At 71.2% G+C, this 18,454-nt stretch carries 15 protein-coding genes; 4 read left to right on the top strand and 11 right to left on the bottom strand.

Annotated features, from left to right (window positions below; all coding sequences use genetic code 11):
• Window positions 1-12: 12 nt before the first annotated feature.
• The 3 genes from WMF20_RS01615 to WMF20_RS01605 all read right to left on the bottom strand — a co-directional run bounded on the left by WMF20_RS01615 (window position 13) and on the right by WMF20_RS01605 (window position 3,008).
• Window positions 13-651 carry a peroxiredoxin gene (locus tag WMF20_RS01615; protein ID WP_437610085.1) on the bottom strand — a complete coding sequence of 213 codons (639 nt, stop codon included), beginning with the start codon at window positions 649-651 and terminating at the stop codon, window positions 13-15.
• A gap of 197 nt (window positions 652-848) precedes the next feature.
• Window positions 849-2,171, bottom strand: coding sequence for a S41 family peptidase (locus WMF20_RS01610; RefSeq protein WP_437610083.1), 1,323 nt, complete (start codon window positions 2,169-2,171; stop codon window positions 849-851).
• Window positions 2,172-2,333: 162 nt separating this feature from the next.
• Entirely contained in the window at window positions 2,334-3,008 is a 675-nt protein-coding gene (locus tag WMF20_RS01605) for a glutathione S-transferase family protein (RefSeq protein ID WP_437610081.1), read from the bottom strand.
• Window positions 3,009-3,073: 65 nt separating this feature from the next.
• Between WMF20_RS01605 and WMF20_RS01600 the strand changes: the two genes are divergently transcribed.
• Entirely contained in the window at window positions 3,074-3,898 is an 825-nt protein-coding gene (locus tag WMF20_RS01600) for an AraC family transcriptional regulator (RefSeq protein ID WP_437610079.1), read from the top strand.
• A 52-nt stretch (window positions 3,899-3,950) separates the two neighbouring features.
• Here the strand turns inward: WMF20_RS01600 and WMF20_RS01595 are convergent, their stop codons facing one another.
• The 6 genes from WMF20_RS01595 to WMF20_RS01570 form a co-directional block, all read right to left on the bottom strand.
• On the bottom strand, window positions 3,951-5,444 hold the full coding sequence (locus tag WMF20_RS01595; protein WP_437610077.1) for a S28 family serine protease: 1,494 nt from the start codon (window positions 5,442-5,444) through the stop codon (window positions 3,951-3,953).
• A gap of 717 nt (window positions 5,445-6,161) precedes the next feature.
• On the bottom strand, window positions 6,162-7,514 hold the full coding sequence (locus WMF20_RS01590; RefSeq protein ID WP_437610075.1) for an LLM class flavin-dependent oxidoreductase: 1,353 nt from the start codon (window positions 7,512-7,514) through the stop codon (window positions 6,162-6,164).
• Window positions 7,511-8,299: an ABC transporter ATP-binding protein gene (locus WMF20_RS01585; protein WP_437610073.1), complete on the bottom strand. Its 789-nt coding sequence runs from the start codon at window positions 8,297-8,299 to the stop codon at window positions 7,511-7,513. The genes WMF20_RS01590 and WMF20_RS01585 overlap by 4 nt, the downstream gene beginning before the upstream one ends.
• Window positions 8,275-9,192: an ABC transporter permease gene (locus WMF20_RS01580; protein ID WP_437610071.1), complete on the bottom strand. Its 918-nt coding sequence runs from the start codon at window positions 9,190-9,192 to the stop codon at window positions 8,275-8,277. Before WMF20_RS01580 ends, WMF20_RS01585 begins: the two co-directional genes overlap by 25 nt.
• Window positions 9,189-10,235, bottom strand: coding sequence for an ABC transporter substrate-binding protein (locus WMF20_RS01575; protein WP_437610069.1), 1,047 nt, complete (start codon window positions 10,233-10,235; stop codon window positions 9,189-9,191). The genes WMF20_RS01580 and WMF20_RS01575 overlap by 4 nt, the downstream gene beginning before the upstream one ends.
• 462 nt (window positions 10,236-10,697) lie before the next feature.
• Entirely contained in the window at window positions 10,698-11,657 is a 960-nt protein-coding gene (locus WMF20_RS01570) for a LysR family transcriptional regulator (protein ID WP_129572682.1), read from the bottom strand.
• 45 nt (window positions 11,658-11,702) lie between these two features.
• Here WMF20_RS01570 and WMF20_RS01565 point away from each other — a divergent pair, with 45 nt between their 5' ends.
• Both WMF20_RS01565 and WMF20_RS01560 read left to right on the top strand, forming a co-directional pair.
• Window positions 11,703-12,647, top strand: a complete 945-nt coding sequence (locus tag WMF20_RS01565) for a dioxygenase family protein (RefSeq protein WP_129572681.1) — start codon at window positions 11,703-11,705, stop codon at window positions 12,645-12,647.
• A gap of 21 nt (window positions 12,648-12,668) precedes the next feature.
• Entirely contained in the window at window positions 12,669-13,325 is a 657-nt protein-coding gene (locus WMF20_RS01560) for a YceI family protein (protein WP_437610066.1), read from the top strand.
• Between the two features lie 52 nt (window positions 13,326-13,377).
• Here WMF20_RS01560 and WMF20_RS01555 read toward each other — a convergent pair whose 3' ends face one another.
• A complete protein-coding gene (locus WMF20_RS01555; RefSeq protein WP_437610064.1) occupies window positions 13,378-14,772 on the bottom strand; it encodes a serine hydrolase domain-containing protein in 1,395 nt (464 codons plus the stop codon).
• 225 nt (window positions 14,773-14,997) lie between these two features.
• The gene (locus tag WMF20_RS01550) at window positions 14,998-16,374 is read right to left on the bottom strand and encodes a serine hydrolase domain-containing protein (RefSeq protein ID WP_437610062.1); all 1,377 of its coding nucleotides are present in this window, start codon (window positions 16,372-16,374) and stop codon (window positions 14,998-15,000) included.
• 1,018 nt (window positions 16,375-17,392) lie between these two features.
• On the opposite strand from WMF20_RS01550, the gene WMF20_RS01545 reads away from it, so the two are divergent.
• Window positions 17,393-18,451, top strand: a complete 1,059-nt coding sequence (locus WMF20_RS01545; RefSeq protein ID WP_437610060.1) for a polyprenyl synthetase family protein — start codon at window positions 17,393-17,395, stop codon at window positions 18,449-18,451.
• Window positions 18,452-18,454 lie beyond the last annotated feature (3 nt).

The raw sequence follows: 18,454 nt of genomic DNA, 5'->3' as shown, positions 1-18,454 counted from the left end.
CGCCGCGCCGCCTCAGCGATTCGGCTGCGGGGTGAGGCGCAGGTACGGGCGAACGGCGTTGTAGCCCTTGGGGAACTTCTGCTTGAGGACCTCGGGATCCTGGAGCGAGGGGACGATCACCACGTCATCGCCGTCCTTCCAGTTCGCGGGCGTCGCCACGGAGTGGCTGTCCGTGAGCTGCAGCGAGTCGATGAGGCGCAGGATCTCGTCGAAGTTGCGCCCGGTGCTCGCGGGGTACGTGAACGTCGCGCGGATCTTCTTGTTCGGATCGATGACGAACACCGACCGGACCGTGAGCGTGTCGCTCGCCTGCGGGTGGATCATCCCGTACAGGGTGGACACCTTCCGGTCCACGTCGGCGAGGATCGGGTAGTTCAGCTTCGTGCGCTGCGTCTCCTCGATGTCGACGGACCAGCGCTTGTGCGAGTCGACGTCGTCGACGCTCAGGGCGATGGGCTTGACGCCGCGCTTGTCGAACTCCGCCTTGAGGTTGGCGACCGCGCCGAGCTCGGTCGTGCAGACGGGGGTGAAGTCCTTCGGGTGCGAGAACAGGATCACCCACGACTTCCCGGCCCACTCGTGGAACCGGATGGTCCCGTGCGTGGACTCTTGCTCGAAATCGGGCGCGATGCTTCCGAGTTGCAGGCTCATGACAGTCCCTCCTGGCCGCGGGCCATGTGTCCGCTATGGCGGAGGAATGTCCGCCAAGCCGCGCATCGTGTCAAGCCGGTCGCTGCCGTCTTTTACGCCGGCGCGCCGGCGGACGCGGCCTGCCGGGCGGCGCCGGGCCGGGCGGCCGTACGGGCCCTGGCCCGGCGCGCGAGAAATCCGGTGAGGGTGAGAGCGCCTCAGAGCGCGCCGACCTCGCGCCGGAAGCCGTCCCAGGGGATCTCCGGCGGCGGGGCGGCGCGTCGTTCGCTTGCCTCGGCCGGCTGCGCCGGGGTGGAGCAAGCGCCGTGCTGCAGCAGGTGGAGGGCCTCTGCGAGGCACGCCTCGTCGGTGTCGCCGAGCTCCGCCGCGAGCGTGTCGGTGACGGGGCAGTCGGGGGCGAAGCCGTCGTAGAAATCGCCCTCTTCCTTGGCGTTGAGCACCCGGAACGAGATCGGGTGCACGATCTTGTCGCAATAGTCCCACCCGTGCATGCCGACGGGCTTGCCGTGCGTCGTCGAGCCGACGATCTTGACGTCGATGTAGGCGCGCAGGCTGTTGATCAGCGTCTCGCTCGCGGAGGCCGTGCCGCCGGTGGTGATGACGACCAGCCGGGACAGGGAGAGCGCCGGCTGGTCGAGGTCCTCGAACGAAGCCCGCTTGTCCCACGTGACGTGCCTGTCGTTGTGCGCGGTGATGTCGAGCAGCGCGCCTTTCTCCGCGGGCCGGTGGATGAGGCTCGCGAGGTGCCGCTCGACGGCGAGGCGCCCGCCGCCGTTGTAACGAAGATCGAGGACGAGCTCGTCGACGTGGTTCTCCCGGAACATCGCGAAGGCGTCGTCGAGCTCTTTCGTGGTGGGCTCGATGAACGTGGTGAGCATGAGGTAACCGACCGTCGCGGACCCGGCCTGCAGGATCCGCGGGCTCATCACCGTGGTGACGCCGTGCACCGCCTTCCGGACGGCGACGGTGAAGACCTCCTTGCCCGCGCGCTCGATCGTCAGCGAGATCTCGTGTCCTTCCTCGTCGGGGCCCGTCACCTCCGACCAGAGGTTGTCGTTCGCCACCTGCTCGACATCGATCCCGTTGATCGCCAGCACCTTGTCGCCGCGCCGCAGGCCGGCGGCTCCGGCCGGCGAGGCGGGGTGGACCAGCGCGAGGCGGAGGCTGCCCTCCGGGTCGAAGCTCCACCGGTAGCCGAGCCCGAGGGTCTGCCCCTCCCGGAAATAGGCCTCGTAATCGCTCTTGCTCGAGATGTAGCTCCAGCGGTCCCGCGACGGGTCGGCGAGATCCCGGAGCAGCGCCTCGGGCGAGGGGTAGGATCGGGGATCGAGGTCCGGCACGCGGTCGTACCAGAGGTAGGCGTCCCGCATCAGGTCGAAGAGGAACTGGTTCTGTCCCGGCGTCGAACAGTCGTCCGCATCAGGCTCCGTGGCGCCTGACGCGGTGCAGCCTCCGGTCATGGAGGCCGCCAGCGCGAGGGTGCATGTGGAGAGGACCGCAACAAGCTTCGAAGCGACCATGCCGCCCAGCTCATCATGAAGGCAAGGGGCGGGCAACGCCGATCTGGGGACCGGATCGCGCCCGGCGCCGCATGGCTCGCGCTCGTTCCGACGCGGACGAGCTGGGCGGCGAGGCTCGCTCGCGCTGCGTGCGCCGACGATCCGCGGCGGCGCGTCGACGGGTCAGCTCGCGTGCGCCGCCGCCGCGACGGCCGCCTCATGCGCCGCGGCGAGCTGCGCGTCGTCCGCCATGACCCGCGCGAACGACGGCCGGCTGCAGATCCGCGCGACGTAGGCGGTGATCTCCGGCAGCTCGGGGATGAGCTTGAACTGCGTCATCCACCGGAGCGCCGGACCCCAGAGGATGTCGGCCGCGGAGAGCCGCTCGCCGAGCAGGTAGGGGCCCTGTCGGAGCGCCTCCACGAGCGTGCCGAACATCGTGTCGTAGTCGCCGTAAGGCGACATGGCCGGCGGCGCGGGCTCGCGCTTCATCGCGCGATCGGTCATGGCCGGCTCGAAGCAAGACCCGTAGTAGACGAGCCAGCGGAGGTAGGGGCCTCGCTGCGGATCGCGGGGGGCCGGGGCCAGGCCCGCTTCCGGAAAGAGGTCGGCGAGGTAGATGAAGATGGCGACCTGCTCGGTGACGAGCGCGCCGTCGTGCACGATGGCGGGGACCTTCCCGAGCGGGTTCACCGCGAGGTAGGGCGCCTTGCGCTGCTCGCCGGCCTTCATGTTGAGGACGCGCAGCTCGTGCGGCGCGCCGAGCTCGTCGAGGAGGATGCGCGTGCCCGACGCGCGCGTGTTCGGTGAATGGTAGAAGACGAGGTTTCCCCGGGCGGGCGTGGTCGAATCAGCCATGTCGTACCTCCGGGCCGGACCCTACTGCCCGGGCTGGGCCGCGTATTGTAAAAGAGCGCCACGCGATGAGCTTGAGCATCCCCCGCGGAGGTCGCACCCTCGGCATCCTGAACCCCGCGGAGGGGCTCAAGCGCTTCGAGCTGCGCCGCCACGCGCCCGCGCCCGATCTGGCCGCGCTCGTCGACTGGCACTGGGTCGTCCGCTGGTCGCTCCCCGCGCCGTTCGAGCAGGAGATCCTGCCGCACCCCTGCGTCAACCTGGCGATCCAGGTGAACGGGTCGATCGTGAACGGGCTCGGGACGCGGCGCGAGGTTTCCCGGCTCGAGGGGACGGGGCGCGTCGTGGCCACGAAGTTCAAGCCGGGGGGCTTCTTCCCGTTCGCGCGCTGTCCGATGCGCCGGCTGGTCGATCGGGCCGTCCCGCTCGCGGAGGTCTTCGGCGACGCGGCGAGCGCGCTGGAGCGCGACGTGCTCGATCAGCCTGACGACCTCCTCGGGGTCCGGGCGATCGAGGCGCTCCTCCGGGCGCACAGGGGTCCTTCGGATCCGGGGCTCGACGAGGCGATGACGCTCGCCGCGCGCGCGCAGGGGGATCGCGACATCCACCGCGCCGAGGATCTCGCGCGGATCGCAGGGGTCTCGGTCCGCACGCTGCACCGCGCGTTCGAGCGGTACATCGGGGTCGGGCCCAAGTGGATCATCCGGCGATCCAGGGTCCAGGAGGCCGCGGAGCGCGTGGCGTCGGGGGCGTCCGTCGCGTGGGCGGCGCTCGCGACCGAGCTCGGGTATCACGATCAGGCGCACCTGATCCGTGATTTCAAGGCGCAGGTCGGGTTCACGCCCGCCGCCTACGCGGCGCGGTGCGCGGCGGCGGCGGCGGCCCGGGGGTGACTCCGTGGGAGGAGCGATAGGATAGGTTTTTTCGTGGGCGACGCGGCGCTGTCTAGTCGCGCGTCATCCAGCGCCGGCCCCGGAGCAGGGGTCGCAGGGCCGCTGGCTCGGGGCGGCTCGGCGCGACGCCCGTCCAGGATTCGAGCGCTCCGAGGGCGAGCGCCTGGTCGGCCGGCGCGAGCGAGAGGATGACGGCGCCGTGGGTGCCGCCGGGCGCGATGAAACGGTGGGAGTCGCGGGCGGCGCCGATGTCGAAGGCGGCCGCGGTGTACGGATCGTTTTCGCCGTAGATGAACAGCAGCCGTTCGCCCTCGGTGGTGAGCCAGGCGGAGATGTCCTGCATCGCCCTGGGATCGAAGATCGGGGTCTTGCCGGGCCCGGCCTCGACGAACGAGGTGGGCACGTTCGCGCCGGGGTAGAGGAGCAGATCGGCGATGTGCTCCTCCGCGAAGCTCGGATAGCCCAGCTCTGCCGCGGCTTGCCAGTAATACGGCTCCATGGCGAGGAGGTAGGGGTCGGACCAGAGGTGGGGGGCGTTCGCCTCGTCGAGGAAGGCCCAGACGGCGGCGTCGTCCGACGCGGCGGTGGGGACGCGCGCGCAGAAGCTCGAGTCCTTGTATTGCCAGAGGGAGAAGACGGACTCGATGACAGCGATGTCGAGGGCCCTGTCGATGCCGAGGAGGTCATAGGTGACGTCGAGCTCGGCGGCCTCGGCTTCCATGAGGTCGAGCATGGCGGGGCGGCGCAGCAGCACCTCGCGCTGGAAGTGCTGGAGGGCCTGCCGGCATGCGGGGTCGCCGCGCTCTGCCACGAAGTCGCGGTAGCGCGGGTCGGAGACGCCTGCGCTGTGCGGGGCCACGTACGCCACGGTGCCGTCGACGTCGGCGGGGTAGAAGCGGCGATGGTAGATCGCGGTCATGCCGCTTTTGCTGGCGCCGGTGGAGATCCAACGGCCCTCGTAGAGCGGGCGGAGCGACGCGATGACGCGGTGGAGGTCGGCGGCGGCCTGCTCGATGGTGAGCAGCGACCAGTCCGCGGGCGCGGGGCGGGAGGGGGAGAAGAAGCGGTGCTCGACGCGGAGCTGGTTGGCGGCGAGCAGCTCGGCGGGCTCGTCGAGCCACTGCGCGTCGGGATAGAGGTTGTAGCCCTCGGAGACGAGGACGACGGGCGCGGCGGGATCGCGGTGGTGCAGGAGGAGGCGCTGCTGGAACCGCGCGGCGTCGGGGTGGTCGTGGTCGGCGGGCTGGTCGAGCTCCAGGACGAAGTAGCGGTAGCCCGGGAGGCTCGAGTCGTGCTCGACGGCGGTGAGGCCGTCGATGGCCTGGAGCTGAGCGAGGAGGTCGCGCGAGGCGGTGCCGGAGGTGGCGCCGCCGGTGCCGGCGGTGCCGGCGGTGCCGGCGCTGCCGGCGGTGCCGGCGCTGCCGCCGGTGCCGGCGCTGCCGCCGGTGCCGGCGCTGCCGGCGCTGCCGGCGCTGCCGGCGCTGCCGGCGCTGCCGCCGGTGCCGCCCTCCCCCGGAGCGCCCGCGCTGCCGGTGCCACCGCCCACGCCAGCTGCACCGCCGTCACCGCCACTGCCCTCAGACGGCGGGCCGCTGCCGTCGTCATCTCCACAGGCGGCAACCGCCAAGGCGGACAGGGTGATGGCAAACCATGTAGCAAAAAGAGTGCGCATGTCGGACGCAGGCTACATGAACCGGCGCTCGGCTCCTCCAGATTTGATAATAAAATCGAGTAGTTGTGACTCGCCAAACGGGCTTACCCGACCGGGGCTGAGCTCCCGAGATGCCGCCTTATTCCGACCCAGGTTGGGCTTACCCGACCGGGGTTGGGGCACTTTGTATTTTAATTTACTTATGGCTCGCTTGAGCGGCTCACCGGCTGCTGCTGCTCGCCCGACCGGGGTTGCGGGTCCGGCCGGGTCGCCCGACCCGGGTTGCGCGGTGGGCCACCTGAACCGGGCTCACCCGACGGCTGCTCACCCGACCGGGGTTGGGGTTCTGACCCTGACCCGGGTTGCGGGCCGCCTCGGCCGGCCGCCCGACCCCGGTTGCAGGGTGGGTTACCTGAGCGGGGCTCACCCGACCGGGGCTAAGGTTCCGCCGCCGACCGGGGTTGAGCTTCCGCCCGACCGGGGTTGAGGTTTCGCCGCCGCCCGACCGGGGTTGAGATTCCGCCGCCCGACCGGGGTTGAGGTCCGGCGACCCAGGTTGCGGCCCAACCCAGGTTGCGGCCCAACCAGCCGGCAGCCCAACCGTAACTCAGCTCACTCCGCCGCCTCGACCAGTTCCTGACCGTGGTTGCGGTTCGCCGGCCGCGGCAGCCCGTAGTTTTCGCGCAGCGTCCTGCCCTCGTACTCCGTCCTGAACAGCCCGCGCCGTTGCAGGATCGGCACCACGTGCTCGACGAACGCCGCGAGCCCCGACGGCAGCACCGGCGGCATGACGTTGAACCCGTCGGCCGCCCCCTGCTCCCACCAGTGCTGGACCGCGTCCGCCACCTGCTCCGGCGTGCCGGCGAACGTCCGGTGCCCCCGGCCGCCGCCCAGCCGGCCGATGAGCTGACGCACCGTCAGCCGCTCCCGCCGGGCCAGGCTCACGATCAGCGTGTAGCGGCTCTTCGCCCCCTCGATCTGATCCTCGCTCGGCAGATCCCTCGGCAGCTCGGCGTCCAGATCGAGCTCCTCCGGCTTCACCCGCAGCGTCTGCGCGAGCTGCCGCTTCGCATACTCCGGCTTGATGAGCCGCTCGAGCTCCGCGTCGAGCGCCTGCGCCTCCGCCTCGGTGGCCCCGATCACCGGCACGATCCCCGGCAAGATCTTGATCGACTCCGGATCGCGCCCCAGCCCCCGCACCCGCGCCTTCAGATCGGTATAGAACTGCTGCGCGTCCTCCAGCGTCTGCTGCGCCGTGAACACCGCCTCGGCGTACCGCGCCGCCAGCTCCTTGCCGTCCTCCGACGATCCGGCCTGCACCAGCAACGGATACCCCTGCGGCGCGCGCGGCACGTTGAGCGCCCCCTCGACCTTGAAGTACTTGCCCACGTGCCGCGGCGGATAGATCTTCCGGTCGTCGCCCCAGACCCCGTTCTCCTTGTCGCCGACCGGCGCGTCGTCGTCCCAGCTGTCCCACAGCTTCAGCGACACATCGATGAACTCCGCCGCCCGGGCATACCGGTCGCTGTGCGCCGGCAGCTCGTCCAAATTGAAGTTGCGCGCCGCATCCACGCCCGCGGTCGTGACGATGTTCCACCCGGCGCGCCCCCCGCTGATGTGATCCAGCGACGCGAACCTCCGGGCCAGGTTGAACGGCTCGTTGTACGTGGTCGAGGCGGTAGCGATCAGCCCGATGTGCTCGGTCACGCCCGCGAGCGCCGCGAGCAGCACCGTCGGCTCGAGCGTCCCGGCCGGCCTGCGGCCGACGTTGTTCCAGAGCACCGGGCTGTCGGCGAGGAACAGCGAGTCGAGCTTCCCCCGCTCCGCGATGCGGGCCAGGTTCTTGAAATGCTCGATGTTCGTGTTCGCGAACGGATCGCTCTCCGGCAAGCGCCACGAGGCCTCGTGGTGGCCTACGCTCATGAGAAACGCGTTGAGATGCAGTCGTCCGGGCCGATGGGTCACGGGGCACTCCCTTCCAGTTCAGAGCTCGAATCGGTGTCTTCGGTCGAGGCCGCGGCCGGCGCGACGCCCAGCGCGGCCAGCAGCGACTCGCGGTACGCGAGGAAGCGGGGATCGCGGAGCGGGCGCGGGGCCGGCAGATCGATGCGCCGCTCCTCGGCGATGCGGCCGCCTTCGAGCACCAGCACCCGGTCGGCGAGCGCGATCGCCTCGTCGACGTCGTGGGTGACCAGCAGCACGGCCGGCCGGTGCCGCGCGCACAGCTCGCGCAGCAGATCGTGCATGCGCATCCGGGTCAGGGCGTCGAGCGCGCCGAACGGCTCGTCGGCCAGCACGAGCTCCGGGTCGCGCACCAGCGACCGCGCCAGCGCCACCCGCTGCTGCTCGCCGCCGGACAGCTCGACAGGCCACGCGCGCTCCCGCCCCGCCAGCCCGACCTCCGCGAGCGCCGCCTCCCCGCGCGCCCGCGCCGAGGGCGCGTCGAGCCCCAGGATCACGTTGTCGAGCACGCGCGCCCACGGCAAGAGCCGCGTGTCCTGGAACACGACCGCTCGATTGTCCGGCACCTTCAGCTCGCCCGAGCCGGTCACCTCGAAATCGAGCTCGGCGATCGCCCGCAGCAGCGTGCTCTTGCCGGAGCCGCTCCGGCCGAGCAGCGCCACGAACTCGCCCCGCTGGATCTCGAGATCGATGCCGTCGAGGACCGTGCGGGCGCCGAAGCGGCGAACCAGGTTGCGGATCCGCACCGTGGGCGGCGGCGCGGTCAGCCGGCCAGGATGCGACGCCATGACAGGGTCCTTCTCTCGATGAGCCGCACGGCCGAGTCGGAGGCCAGGCCGAACAGCCCATACACGACGAGCCCGAGGAGGATGATCTCCGTCTGGCCGTACGAGCGGGCCAGCGACATCATGTGACCGATGCCGCTCGTGGCGTTGATCTGCTCGACCACGACGAGCGCCAGCCACGCGCCGGTGACCGCCAGCCGGAGGCCCATGAGGAAGCCCGGCAGCGCCCCCGGCAAGGCCACCTTCCGGATGAACTGCCACCGCGTCAGGCGGACCGTCTCGGCCAGCTCCACGTAGCGCGCGTCGATGGTGCGCAGCGCAGCGTGGGTGTGCACGTAGACCGGGATGACCACGCCGAGGGCGATGGTGAGCACCTTCATCTGCTCGCCGATGCCGAACCACAGGATCAGCAGCGGAATCAGCGCGAGCGTCGGTATCGCGCGCTTGATCTGCACCGGCCCGTCCACGAGCGCCTCGCCGATGCGGGTCAGCCCGGAGAGCAACGCCAGGACCGTGCCGAGACCGACCCCGAGGGCGAGCCCCAGGAACGCGCGCTGCGCCGACGTGAGCAGGTTGGACAGGAGCCGCCCGTCGGCGATCAGGTCGCGCGCCGTGCTCACCACGGTCCACGGCGCGGAGAGCACGCGCGCGTCGAGCGCGCCGGTCGCCGACGCGACGGCCCAGACGGCGAGCAGCAGCGCCGGGCCGAGCGCCAGGCCGTACGGGATGCGCCGGCCCGGGCCGAGCCGGCGCGACGAGCGGCGGACGGCGGACGGGCCGCGGACCGGCGGCGCGCTCGCGCCGAGCTGCGGCGAGGAGACCTCGGTCGTCGCGGTGAGATCCGGGATGCTGGCGAGGCGCGGCGATGAGGCCCTCGTGGGCAGTGCGGTGGTCATGGCGTGCTCCTCCCGGCCGTCGCCGGCCGGTCCGTCGGTCCGGCGCCCTGGGCGGCGCCGGCCACCTCCGCCCCGATCGTCTGGAAGCGAAGGTCGAAGATCGTCCTGGCCTCGAAGCGCTTCTGGCCAGAGGCCTCGGCGAGCAGATCGACGGTCTCCTGGGTCAGCGCGATGGCCTCGGTCCAGTCGGCCGGGTATTGCGGTTTGCCGGCGGACTCGATGAGGAAGCGCCCCTCCCTGGCCGTCAGGCCCTGATCCTTGACGTAATAGGCCTCGATCCACGCCTCCGGGTGCTCGTACGCCCACAGCTGGGCCCTGGTCCGCCACTTGGCGTACTCGACCAGCGCGGCCGCCTTGTCGGCGTCCTCCAGCGCGGCCGTGCGCACGTAGAGGAAGCCGAGGTTGTCGCGGACCCCGTGCGGGATCGACGAGGCGCCCTCGGCGCGGTACTCGTTCAGGTAGCGCAGGAGGATGATGCCGGACAGCGGCGCGACGTCGACCTGGCGGCTGGTGAGCGCCTCCTTGAACTCGCTGCTGCTCAGCTGGACGAGCGTGACGTCCTGCGGCGACAGCCCGGCCTTCTTGAGGACGCGCTGGACGAGCGCGCCCTGCGCCTGCCCCGGCGAATACGCGATCTTCTTGCCGCGGAGATCCTGGATCGACGCGAGCCGCACGCCCGGCGCCGTGGCCAGCTCGTAGATGGGCTTTTCCCGGACCTGCACCGTGATGATCTTCACGTCGAGCCCGGTGAAGGTGGCGTGGATGGGCGGCGTGTCGCCGACCGCGCCCGCGTCGAGGGCGCCGGCGCGGAACGCCTCGACGGTCTGCGGTCCACCGCTGATGTTCTGCCAGTCGACGCGGAACGGCAGCCGGTCGATGTCGCCCGAGAGCTGGAGTTGCTTCTGCACCGTCGGATCACCGATGCTGAGCCGCGTCTCTCGCGGGAGCTCGGCCGGGATCGCGGCGTCCAGGGCGAGCCGGGCGCCGGCGCTCGCCTCGCCCTCGCGCTTGCACCCGGGCAGGGCGAGCAGCGCCGCGAGCACCAGAAGAAAGCGTTTCCTGTCGATGAACGTGCGCAGATGGACCTCGGTGCGCGGCTGGAAGCGGGGCCGCTCCTCCGGCGCTCGGGCGCCGCCCCACCGCCGAGCCGGCGCCGGAGAGGGTTCCGTGAGAGACGCTGAGAGGAGCAGCGGTTACGGCGGTGGACGCGACCCATCCGCGCGAGCGCCGCGCGGCGACGGAACAGCAACACCCATGCCGCCCCGCGGCTCGCCCCTGACGGCGGCGGTCCATGGGCCCGCGCCCGCCGCCGCGCAGCGCCCGGCGGCGGGGCTGCGGTCGCGCTGCTTCCCCAGAAGCAGCCGGTGGTGATCCGCTGCTCGGGCGCGAGCACGGCCGGCGTCCGTCCGATCGCGCGACGCGGCCGGCGTCCGTCCGATCGCACGGCGCGGCCGGCGCCGGTCCGACCGGGAGGCGCCGGCCGGGAGAGACGACGGACGAGCCCGCTATCGTGCGCCGGGGGCCTCGCGCCGCCCCTGGACGCCGAAGGCGTCGAGCAGGTAGTCGCGGAAGGCGCGGATCTTCGACGGAAGGAAGCGCGTCCCCGGGTGCACCAGGTAGAGGGGAGCAGCGCCGTCGATCGCGTGATCCTTGAGCACGGGCACGAGCCGCTTCGCGTCGAGATCGCTCCGCACGTTGACCGCGGGGACGAGCGCGATCCCGGCCCCGGCCAGCGCGGCCTCGCGGCAGAAGGAGTAGTCGGACGCCGCGATCGCCGCGCGCACCCGGAGCTCGGCGCGGTCGCCGCCGTCGCGCGGCTGCAGCCCGATCGTCGCGTGCCCGCGGGCGGTCTGGGCGAGGAGCAGCCGGTGCCCCGCGAGGTCCTCGGGCCTGCGCACGGGCCCGTGCTTGCGGAGGTAGGCTGGCGCCGCGAACAGCCCCATCTCGATGTGCTGCAGCCTGTAGGCGATGAGCGACGAGTCCGGGAGGCTCGCGGTCGCGCGCAGGGCCACGTCGATCTGGTGGGCGTCGAAGTCGAGGAGCGCCTCGGTGAGGAGCATCTCCACCGAGATCTCCGGGTAGCGCTCCGCGAAGCCCGCCGAGAGCGGCGCCAGCATGCTCAGCCCGAGATCGAACGGCGCGGTCACCCGGAGGTGCCCGCTCGGCTTGGCGCGCGCCTGCTGCACCGCCGCGTGCGCGTCCTCCAGGAGCTCGAGCGCCCGGCCCACCCGCATCCGGTAGGCGACGCCGTCCTCCGTGGCCTGCACCCGCCGCGGGCTGCGCCGCAGCAGCTCCACGCCGAGCGCGTGCTCCAGGCGGGTGATGCGGCGGCTGACGCTGCCCTTGGTCTCCCCCAGCGTCCTCGCGGCCGCCGTGATCGACCCGAGATCCACGACCAGGCAAAAGGCCCGCAGATCGAGCAAATCCGCGTCGATGGTTTCCTTTTTGACAACCTGGAGTTTCATTGTGGGGGTATTGTACCATTCCCGGAAACGACCTAGGGTTCGCTCATGGATCGCCGGGCCGCGCTGAAGCTCCTCCTCGCCGCGGGCGGGGCCGCGCCCATCGCGGGCGCCTGCGGGCGCTCGACGCCGACGGCATCGAGCTCGGCTCCGACAACCGGCGCGACGTCGATCGCGACCGAGGGAGGTACCATGTCCGAGACGCACGACAAGGCCCACGCCGGGCGCATGCCGGCCCTCTTCCTCGCGCACGGCTCTCCGTTCTTGCTCGACGATCGCGCGTGGGTGGCCGAGCTCCACGCCTGGGCGCAGGCGATGCCGCGCCCCAAGGCGATCTTGATGCTCTCGGCCCACTGGGTCGACGCGCCAGTCACCCTCGGCGCCACCGAGACCGTGCCCCTCGTCTACGACTTCTACAACTTCCCCGAGAAGTACTACCGCGTGACGTACCCCGCGCCCGGCGCCCCCGCGCTCGCGCGGCGCGTCCGGGAGCTGCTCGGCCGCGTCGGGCCGGTCGCCGAGGATCCGCGCCGGGGCCTCGATCACGGGGCCTATGTGCCGCTCCTCTGCATGTACCCGGACGCGGACATACCGGTGCTCCAGGTCTCGTTACCGACGCTTTCTCCAGCCCCGCTCCTCGAGATGGGGCGAGCGCTCGCGCCGCTGCGCGACGAGGGGGTGCTGCTGATCGGCAGCGGTTTCTTGACCCATAACCTGCGCGCGGCAGACTGGCGCGGTGATGCGGTCGCGCAGCCCTGGGCCACGGAGTTCGATGCCTGGTGCGCCGAGGTCCTCGGGCGCCGGGACGTGGACGCGCTGCTCGATTACCGCAGGCGCGCGCCGGGGGTGAAGATGGCGCTCCCGACGCACGAGCATTTCGTACCGGTCGTCGCCGCCCTCGGGGCGTCGATCGACGTGAGCGAGGCTGCGGTGTTCCCCATCACGGGGCTCACCTATGGCTCGTTCACGAAGCGTTCTGTGCAGTTTGGCTGACCGACAAGGAGAATGTCTCTCATGATCACCCCCCGCATCGTTCGCCTCGCGCTCCCCGCCGCTCTCCTGCTCTCGCTCGCGGGCTGCGAGGATCCGACGAAGGACAAGCCCAAGGCGACCGTCTCGTCCGCCGCGCCGGCGCAGACGCAGGCGGCCGCGCCCACGGGCGCCGCCGAGACGTTCCCCATCGACGCGGCCGCGTCGACCATCGGCTTCGTCGGCTCGAAGGTCACCGGCAAGCACGAGGGCAAGTTCGAGAAGATCTCGGGCTCGATCACGCTCGCCAGCGGCAAGGCCGCGGGCGGCAAGCTCAGCATCGAGGCCGACACCACGTCGGTGAAGACCGACGCGGAGAAGCTCGACGGCCACCTCAAGTCGGCGGATTTCTTCGATGTCGAGAAGTTCCCGAAGGCGACCTTCACCTCGACCGAGATCAAGGCCGGCGGGGACAACGGCGCGACGCACACCATCACCGGCGAGCTCGATCTGCACGGGGTGAAGAAGACCATCACCTTCCCCGCGACCCTCTCCGAGGGCGCGGACGCCGTCTCGGGGAACGCAGAGTTCGTGATCAACCGGAAGGATTTCGGGATCGTCTATCCGGGCAAGCAGGACGACCTGATCCGCGACGACGTGCTGCTGAAGCTCTCGCTCAAGGCGCCGCGCAAGCAGGGTTGAGCGCCGGCGAAAACCCGGGGGTGCCGCCCGCGCCGGCGGCGCGGGCGCGGGCTCATCGCTCGCACAGGGCGGTGTCGACGAGGTCGAGGATCTCCATGTAGGCCTCCTCAGCGCCCTCTTCGCCATACAGGAAGTACGGCAGCACCGTGACGGCGACCGTGACGGCGCGGCCGTCGTCGGTGACGCCGCCGCGGGTGTGGTAGCCGGGGATGTCGCCGCCGTGGCCCCAGACGACGCCGCCGCAGCTCAGCGGGGTGCTGACCACGCCGAGCCCGTACTGGGCGCCGGGCCACATGCCGGGGGCGTCGACGGTGCTGCGCATCTCCTCGAGCTGCGCCGGCTCGAGCAGCTCGCCGCCGAAGAGGGCGGCAAAGAAGCGGTTGAGGTCGCTCGGGGTCCCGATCACCTGTCCGGCGGCCCACCCCCACGACGTGTCCAGCTCGGTGACGTCCTGCAGCGGCTCACGGGGCACGTCCGTGTGATAGCCCTTCACATGGCACCCCCGGATGTCCTGCTCCCCGACCTCGGGGAGATAGGTGTCGCGCAGCCCGATGCGGTCGATGATCCGGCGCGAGATCTCCTCGTTCAGCGGGCGGCCGGTGACCTTCTCGATGATCAAGCCGGCGAGGACGTAGTTGGTGTTGCTGTACGCCCACTCGGTGCCGGGGGCCTTCCCCGGCTGCGACAGCCCCATGTCGAGCAGGGTGTAGGGGTCGAAGTAGGTGTGCTGGATCTTGAAGACGCCCTCGGCCAGGAGCACGTCATCGTAGTCGGGCAGCCCGCTCGTGTGCTGGAGCAGCTGCCGGACCGTGATCTCGCGGCCGTCGATGCCCTCGCCGCGGACCAGGTCCGGCAGGTACGTCTCGACCGGCGCGTCGAGGTCGACCTTGCCTTCGCCGACGAGCTGCAGGACGACCACGGCGGTGAAGGTCTTGCTGTTGCTTCCGAAGCGCACCAGCCCGTCGACGGGCACCTTCGCCTGCGTCTCCAGGTCGGCGAAACCGGCGGCGTAGTGGTGGGTGTTCCCGTCGGGGTCGACGACGGCGGCCAGGACGGCGGGGTACTTGCGGTCGCTCACCATGCTGTCCATGACCTGCTGCACCGGGTCGTCAGGATCGGTGTTGGCGCCGTTCGTGGAGCCGTCGGAGCACTCGCCCGACGGGGTGTCATCACCGCCGCTGCCGCCCTCGCCGCCATCGCCGTCGCTGCCGCCCTCATCGCCGCTGCCGCCCTTGCCGCCATCGCCGTCGCTGCCGCCCTCGCCGCCCGTGCTGCTCGTGGCGTCGGTGTTCGCCGGGGCCTCGTCGTCGTCGCAGCCCGCGAGGAGGGCCGAGGAGCCGAGCAGCGCCGCGAGGAGGGCCATCGAGAAGACATCGCGCAAGCGCCTCGCAGCGGCGCCGGCGACATGGGTTCTCGGAGAGGTGGAACGATGGTGCATGGACTTCATGGTTGGCTCCTGTTGGGTGCGGGCGCCCTCGGCTCGCTGCGGCGAGCCGGCGGCTGGCGCGCCTGGCCTCGCTGCGTTCATGGGAGAGCGCCGTTCGATTTCGTGACTCTGTTCCCGGACTCGAGAGGATCGTTCATGCCTCGATACGATTTTCTCTTCGATGCGCCGCTGTGGAGCGTGCCAGTGCGGCTGTCGTGATCACCCGCGCATGGGCGCGCCCGGGGCTCAGTCGCACAGGGCGGTGTCGGCGAGCGCGAGGACGTTGGCGTACACGGCGTACGCCTGCTCGCGGGTTTGCACGCTGGGCACGGCGGAGGGCAGCGCCGTGACGGCGACGGTGACGGCGCGGCCGTCCTCGGCCACGCCGCCGCTGGTCTCGTAGCCGGGGATGTCGCCGCCGTGGCCCCAGAGGACGCCGCCGCAGCGCAGCGGGAGGCTGCTCAGGCCGAGGCCGTACCGGTAGCCGGGCCACTGGTCGGATGCGTCCACGGTGGCGCGCATCTCCTCGAGCTCCGCCGGCTCGAGGAGCTCGCCGCCGAGCAGGGCGGTGAAGAAACGGTTCATGTCGCTCGGGGTGGAGATCATGTTTCCGGAGGCCCCGGCGATGGACGGGTCCAGCTCGGTGACGTCGCGCAGCGGCTCGCCGAGGTCCGCGTGATAGCCCCTGGGATGGCACCCCCGGATGTCCTGCTCGCCGACGCCGGGAACGTAGGTGTCGCGCAGCCCGACGCGATCGAGGATCCGGCGCGTGATCTCCTCGGCCAGAGGGCGGCCGGTGACCTTCTCGACGAGCAGGCCAGCGATGATGTAGTTGGTGTTGCTGTACGCCCATTCGGTGCCGGGAGCTTTCCCGGGCTGCGTCAGCGCCAGATCGAGCAGAGCGCGGGGCTGGACGTAGGTGCGAATGGCGTTGAAGAGGTCGCCGGCCAGGAGCAGCCCGACGAAATCGGGCAGCCCGCTCGTGTGCTGCAGCAGGTGCCGGACCGTGATCTCGCGGCCGTCGATCCCCTCGCCGCGGATCAGGTCCGGCAGGTACGTCTCGATCGGCGCGTCGAGGTCGATCTTGCCCTCGCCGACGAGCTGCAAGACGACGACGGCGGTGAAGGGCTTGCTGTTGCTCCCGATGCGCACCTGCCCGTCGACAGGCACCTTCGCCTGGGTCTCCAGGTCGCCGACGCCGGCCGTGTAGTGACGGGTCTTCCCCTCCAGATCGCGGACGGCGACGAGCACGGCGGGGAACTTGTCGTCGCGGATCAGGCGGTCCATGGCTTGCTGGACGGGATCGTTCGGATCGGTGTTGGCCTCGATCGTGGAGTCACCGGCGCACTCGCCCGACGGTCTGCCACCGCCGCCGCCGGCGTCTTCGCCGCCGCCGTCGGTCTCATCGCCGCCGGCGCCGCTCGTGGCGCCCCCGCCGCCCGTGCCGCTCGCGGCGTCCGTGCTCGCCGGGGTGCCGTCGGCGTCGGAGCAGCCCGCGAGCAGGGGCGAGGCGCCGAGCAGCGACGAGACGAGGATCATCGAGAACACCCCTCGCAAGCACGTCGCTGCCGCGCCGGCGCCCTGCGTTCTCGGAGAAGTGACGTGATGGTCGATGGCTTTCATGATCAGCTCCTGGTCGTGTGCGGGCGTCCCCGGATCACCAGCGCTCGCCCGCGGCTCGCGCCGAGCGTCGCCATGTGGATTGAAGGGCGCCGTTCGATTTCGGAGCTCTGTTCCCGGACTCGTGAGGATCGTTCATGTCCGGAGGCGAACTTCTCTTCAGAACGCCACCGGAGGTTCACTGAGCGGCGTCGGGCGCGCTCTACCGGGGAATCCTGCGCGTGAGCTCGCGCCTCGGCGCGGATGTGCGCTTCGTCGAGCGGCGCCGCAAGCGCTCTCTGGATCTGGAAGAGGGTGGGCCGAGGGCCGGGCGGCTCGTCGAGGCCTCCGCCTCCTGAACGACGCGGAGCTAGTCAGTCGACCGCACGCCGCCCAGCCCGCTTCCACGGCGCTGGCCCGCGCTTCGCCCGGAACATCGCTGAAACGCGAGCAGCGATGGCCAACGTGGCCACGCCGATGAGCGACGCTGTGGCAGCGCCCTGATGTCCGGGTTTCCTCAAGCCAAACTTCATGTGCATGTGCAGGCCCTCGTCAGGATGAGATGGTTTGTCGTTGGCTCGAGGGAACGAAGCGCGGTCGGCAGGCAGCCAGGGAGACGCGCGTCGGCCCAGAGCACACGAGCGACAGCCCTCCGCCCGATTCCGGGCAGCTCACCGGACTGGATGCCGCCACGGCAGACGAGCCTTCACATGATTTTGCTGGCGTTTCCTGGTGACCCTCCGCTCGACCGCATGGTGGTAATGTTGCTGTGGAGATGGTTTGTTACGGTGAAACTTGATATTTACAGTCGGCAGCCGAGCGCAGCCGCAGGGTCCTGGGGCCGGACGGCTCCCCTTGAGCGCCGGCCCGGCGGGGATCCCGGGGGACGAGGCGCCGCAGCGCCGGCGCGCGCGTGCGCGCGTGCGCGCGTCGGCCGCTGGCGGGGGGGGCGCCGGCGCGTTGACGCCCGTGCTCGGCGCCCTCCAGAATGGACGGATCCGGGGGGCGGCGCGGGCGACGGCGGCGCCGAACCCGGCACGCGATGACGCCGGCGGAGCTGCACCTTTACCTCGACGAATGCCGCGAGCTCGTGACGGCCGAGATCCGCCGGATCATCCCCGCCGATCCGCGCCGCGGGGCGGCGCTCTACGATCTCATGCTCGACTACCCGCTGCGGGAGGCCAAGGGCCTCCGCCCAGCGCTGTGCATCGCGGCCTGCCGCGCCCTCGGCGGGAAGCTCGAGGCGGTGCTGCGCTCGGCGGCGGTGCTCGAGCTCTACCACAACGCCTTCCTCATCCACGACGACATCGAGGACGAGTCGCTCCTGCGCCGCGGCGGGCCGACGCTGCACCGCGCGTACGGCGTGCCGGTCGCGGTGAACGTGGGCGACGCCATGCTCGCCCTCTCGCTCCAGCCGCTCCTCGACAACATCGAGACGCTCGGCCTCGGCCCCGCGCTGCGCATCCTGCAGGCCGTGGCGCGGATGACGCGCGAGTCCGTGGAGGGGCAGGCCCTGGAGCTCGACTGGGTCCGGCGGGCAGCGTGGGACCTGGCCGATGAGGACTACGTCACCATGGTCGAGCAGAAGACGTGCTGGTACAGCTTCATCACCCCGGTCGCGATCGGGGCGATCGCGGCGCGGCTCGATGCAGGCCGGATCGAGGCGCTCTCGAGCTTCGCGCGGCGGCTCGGCGTCGCGTTCCAGATCCAGGACGACATCCTGAACCTCGCCGGCGACGTGGGCGAGTACGGTAAGGAGATCGGCGGCGACCTCTGGGAAGGGAAGCGAACGCTGATCCTGCTGCATGCCCTGCGCCACGCGGCGGCCGAGGATCGCGCCGAGGCGCTCCGGATCCTGGCGCTGCCCCGGCACGGGTCGGCGGCCGAAGCGGGGGCCCGCGTCAAGACGCCGGACGAGGTACGCTTCTTGCGGGCGCTGATCGAGCGGACCGGCAGCATCGACCACGCTCGGGCCGTGGCGAGCGCCTGGGCGGGCGAGGCCCAGCGCGCCTTCGACGGCTGCGCGGCGTGGCTCCTGCCCGGGGTCCACCGCGATCTGCTCCAAAGCCTGATCCAGTACGTGCTCGAGCGCGTGAGGTGAACG

This window comes from Sorangium sp. So ce834 (assembly GCF_051521425.1).
In the GTDB taxonomy this organism is placed as follows: domain Bacteria; phylum Myxococcota_A; class Polyangia; order Polyangiales; family Polyangiaceae; genus Sorangium; species Sorangium cellulosum_D.
Note: the sequence above shows the minus strand (reverse complement) of the source record. Positions and strands in the feature narration are given on the sequence as shown.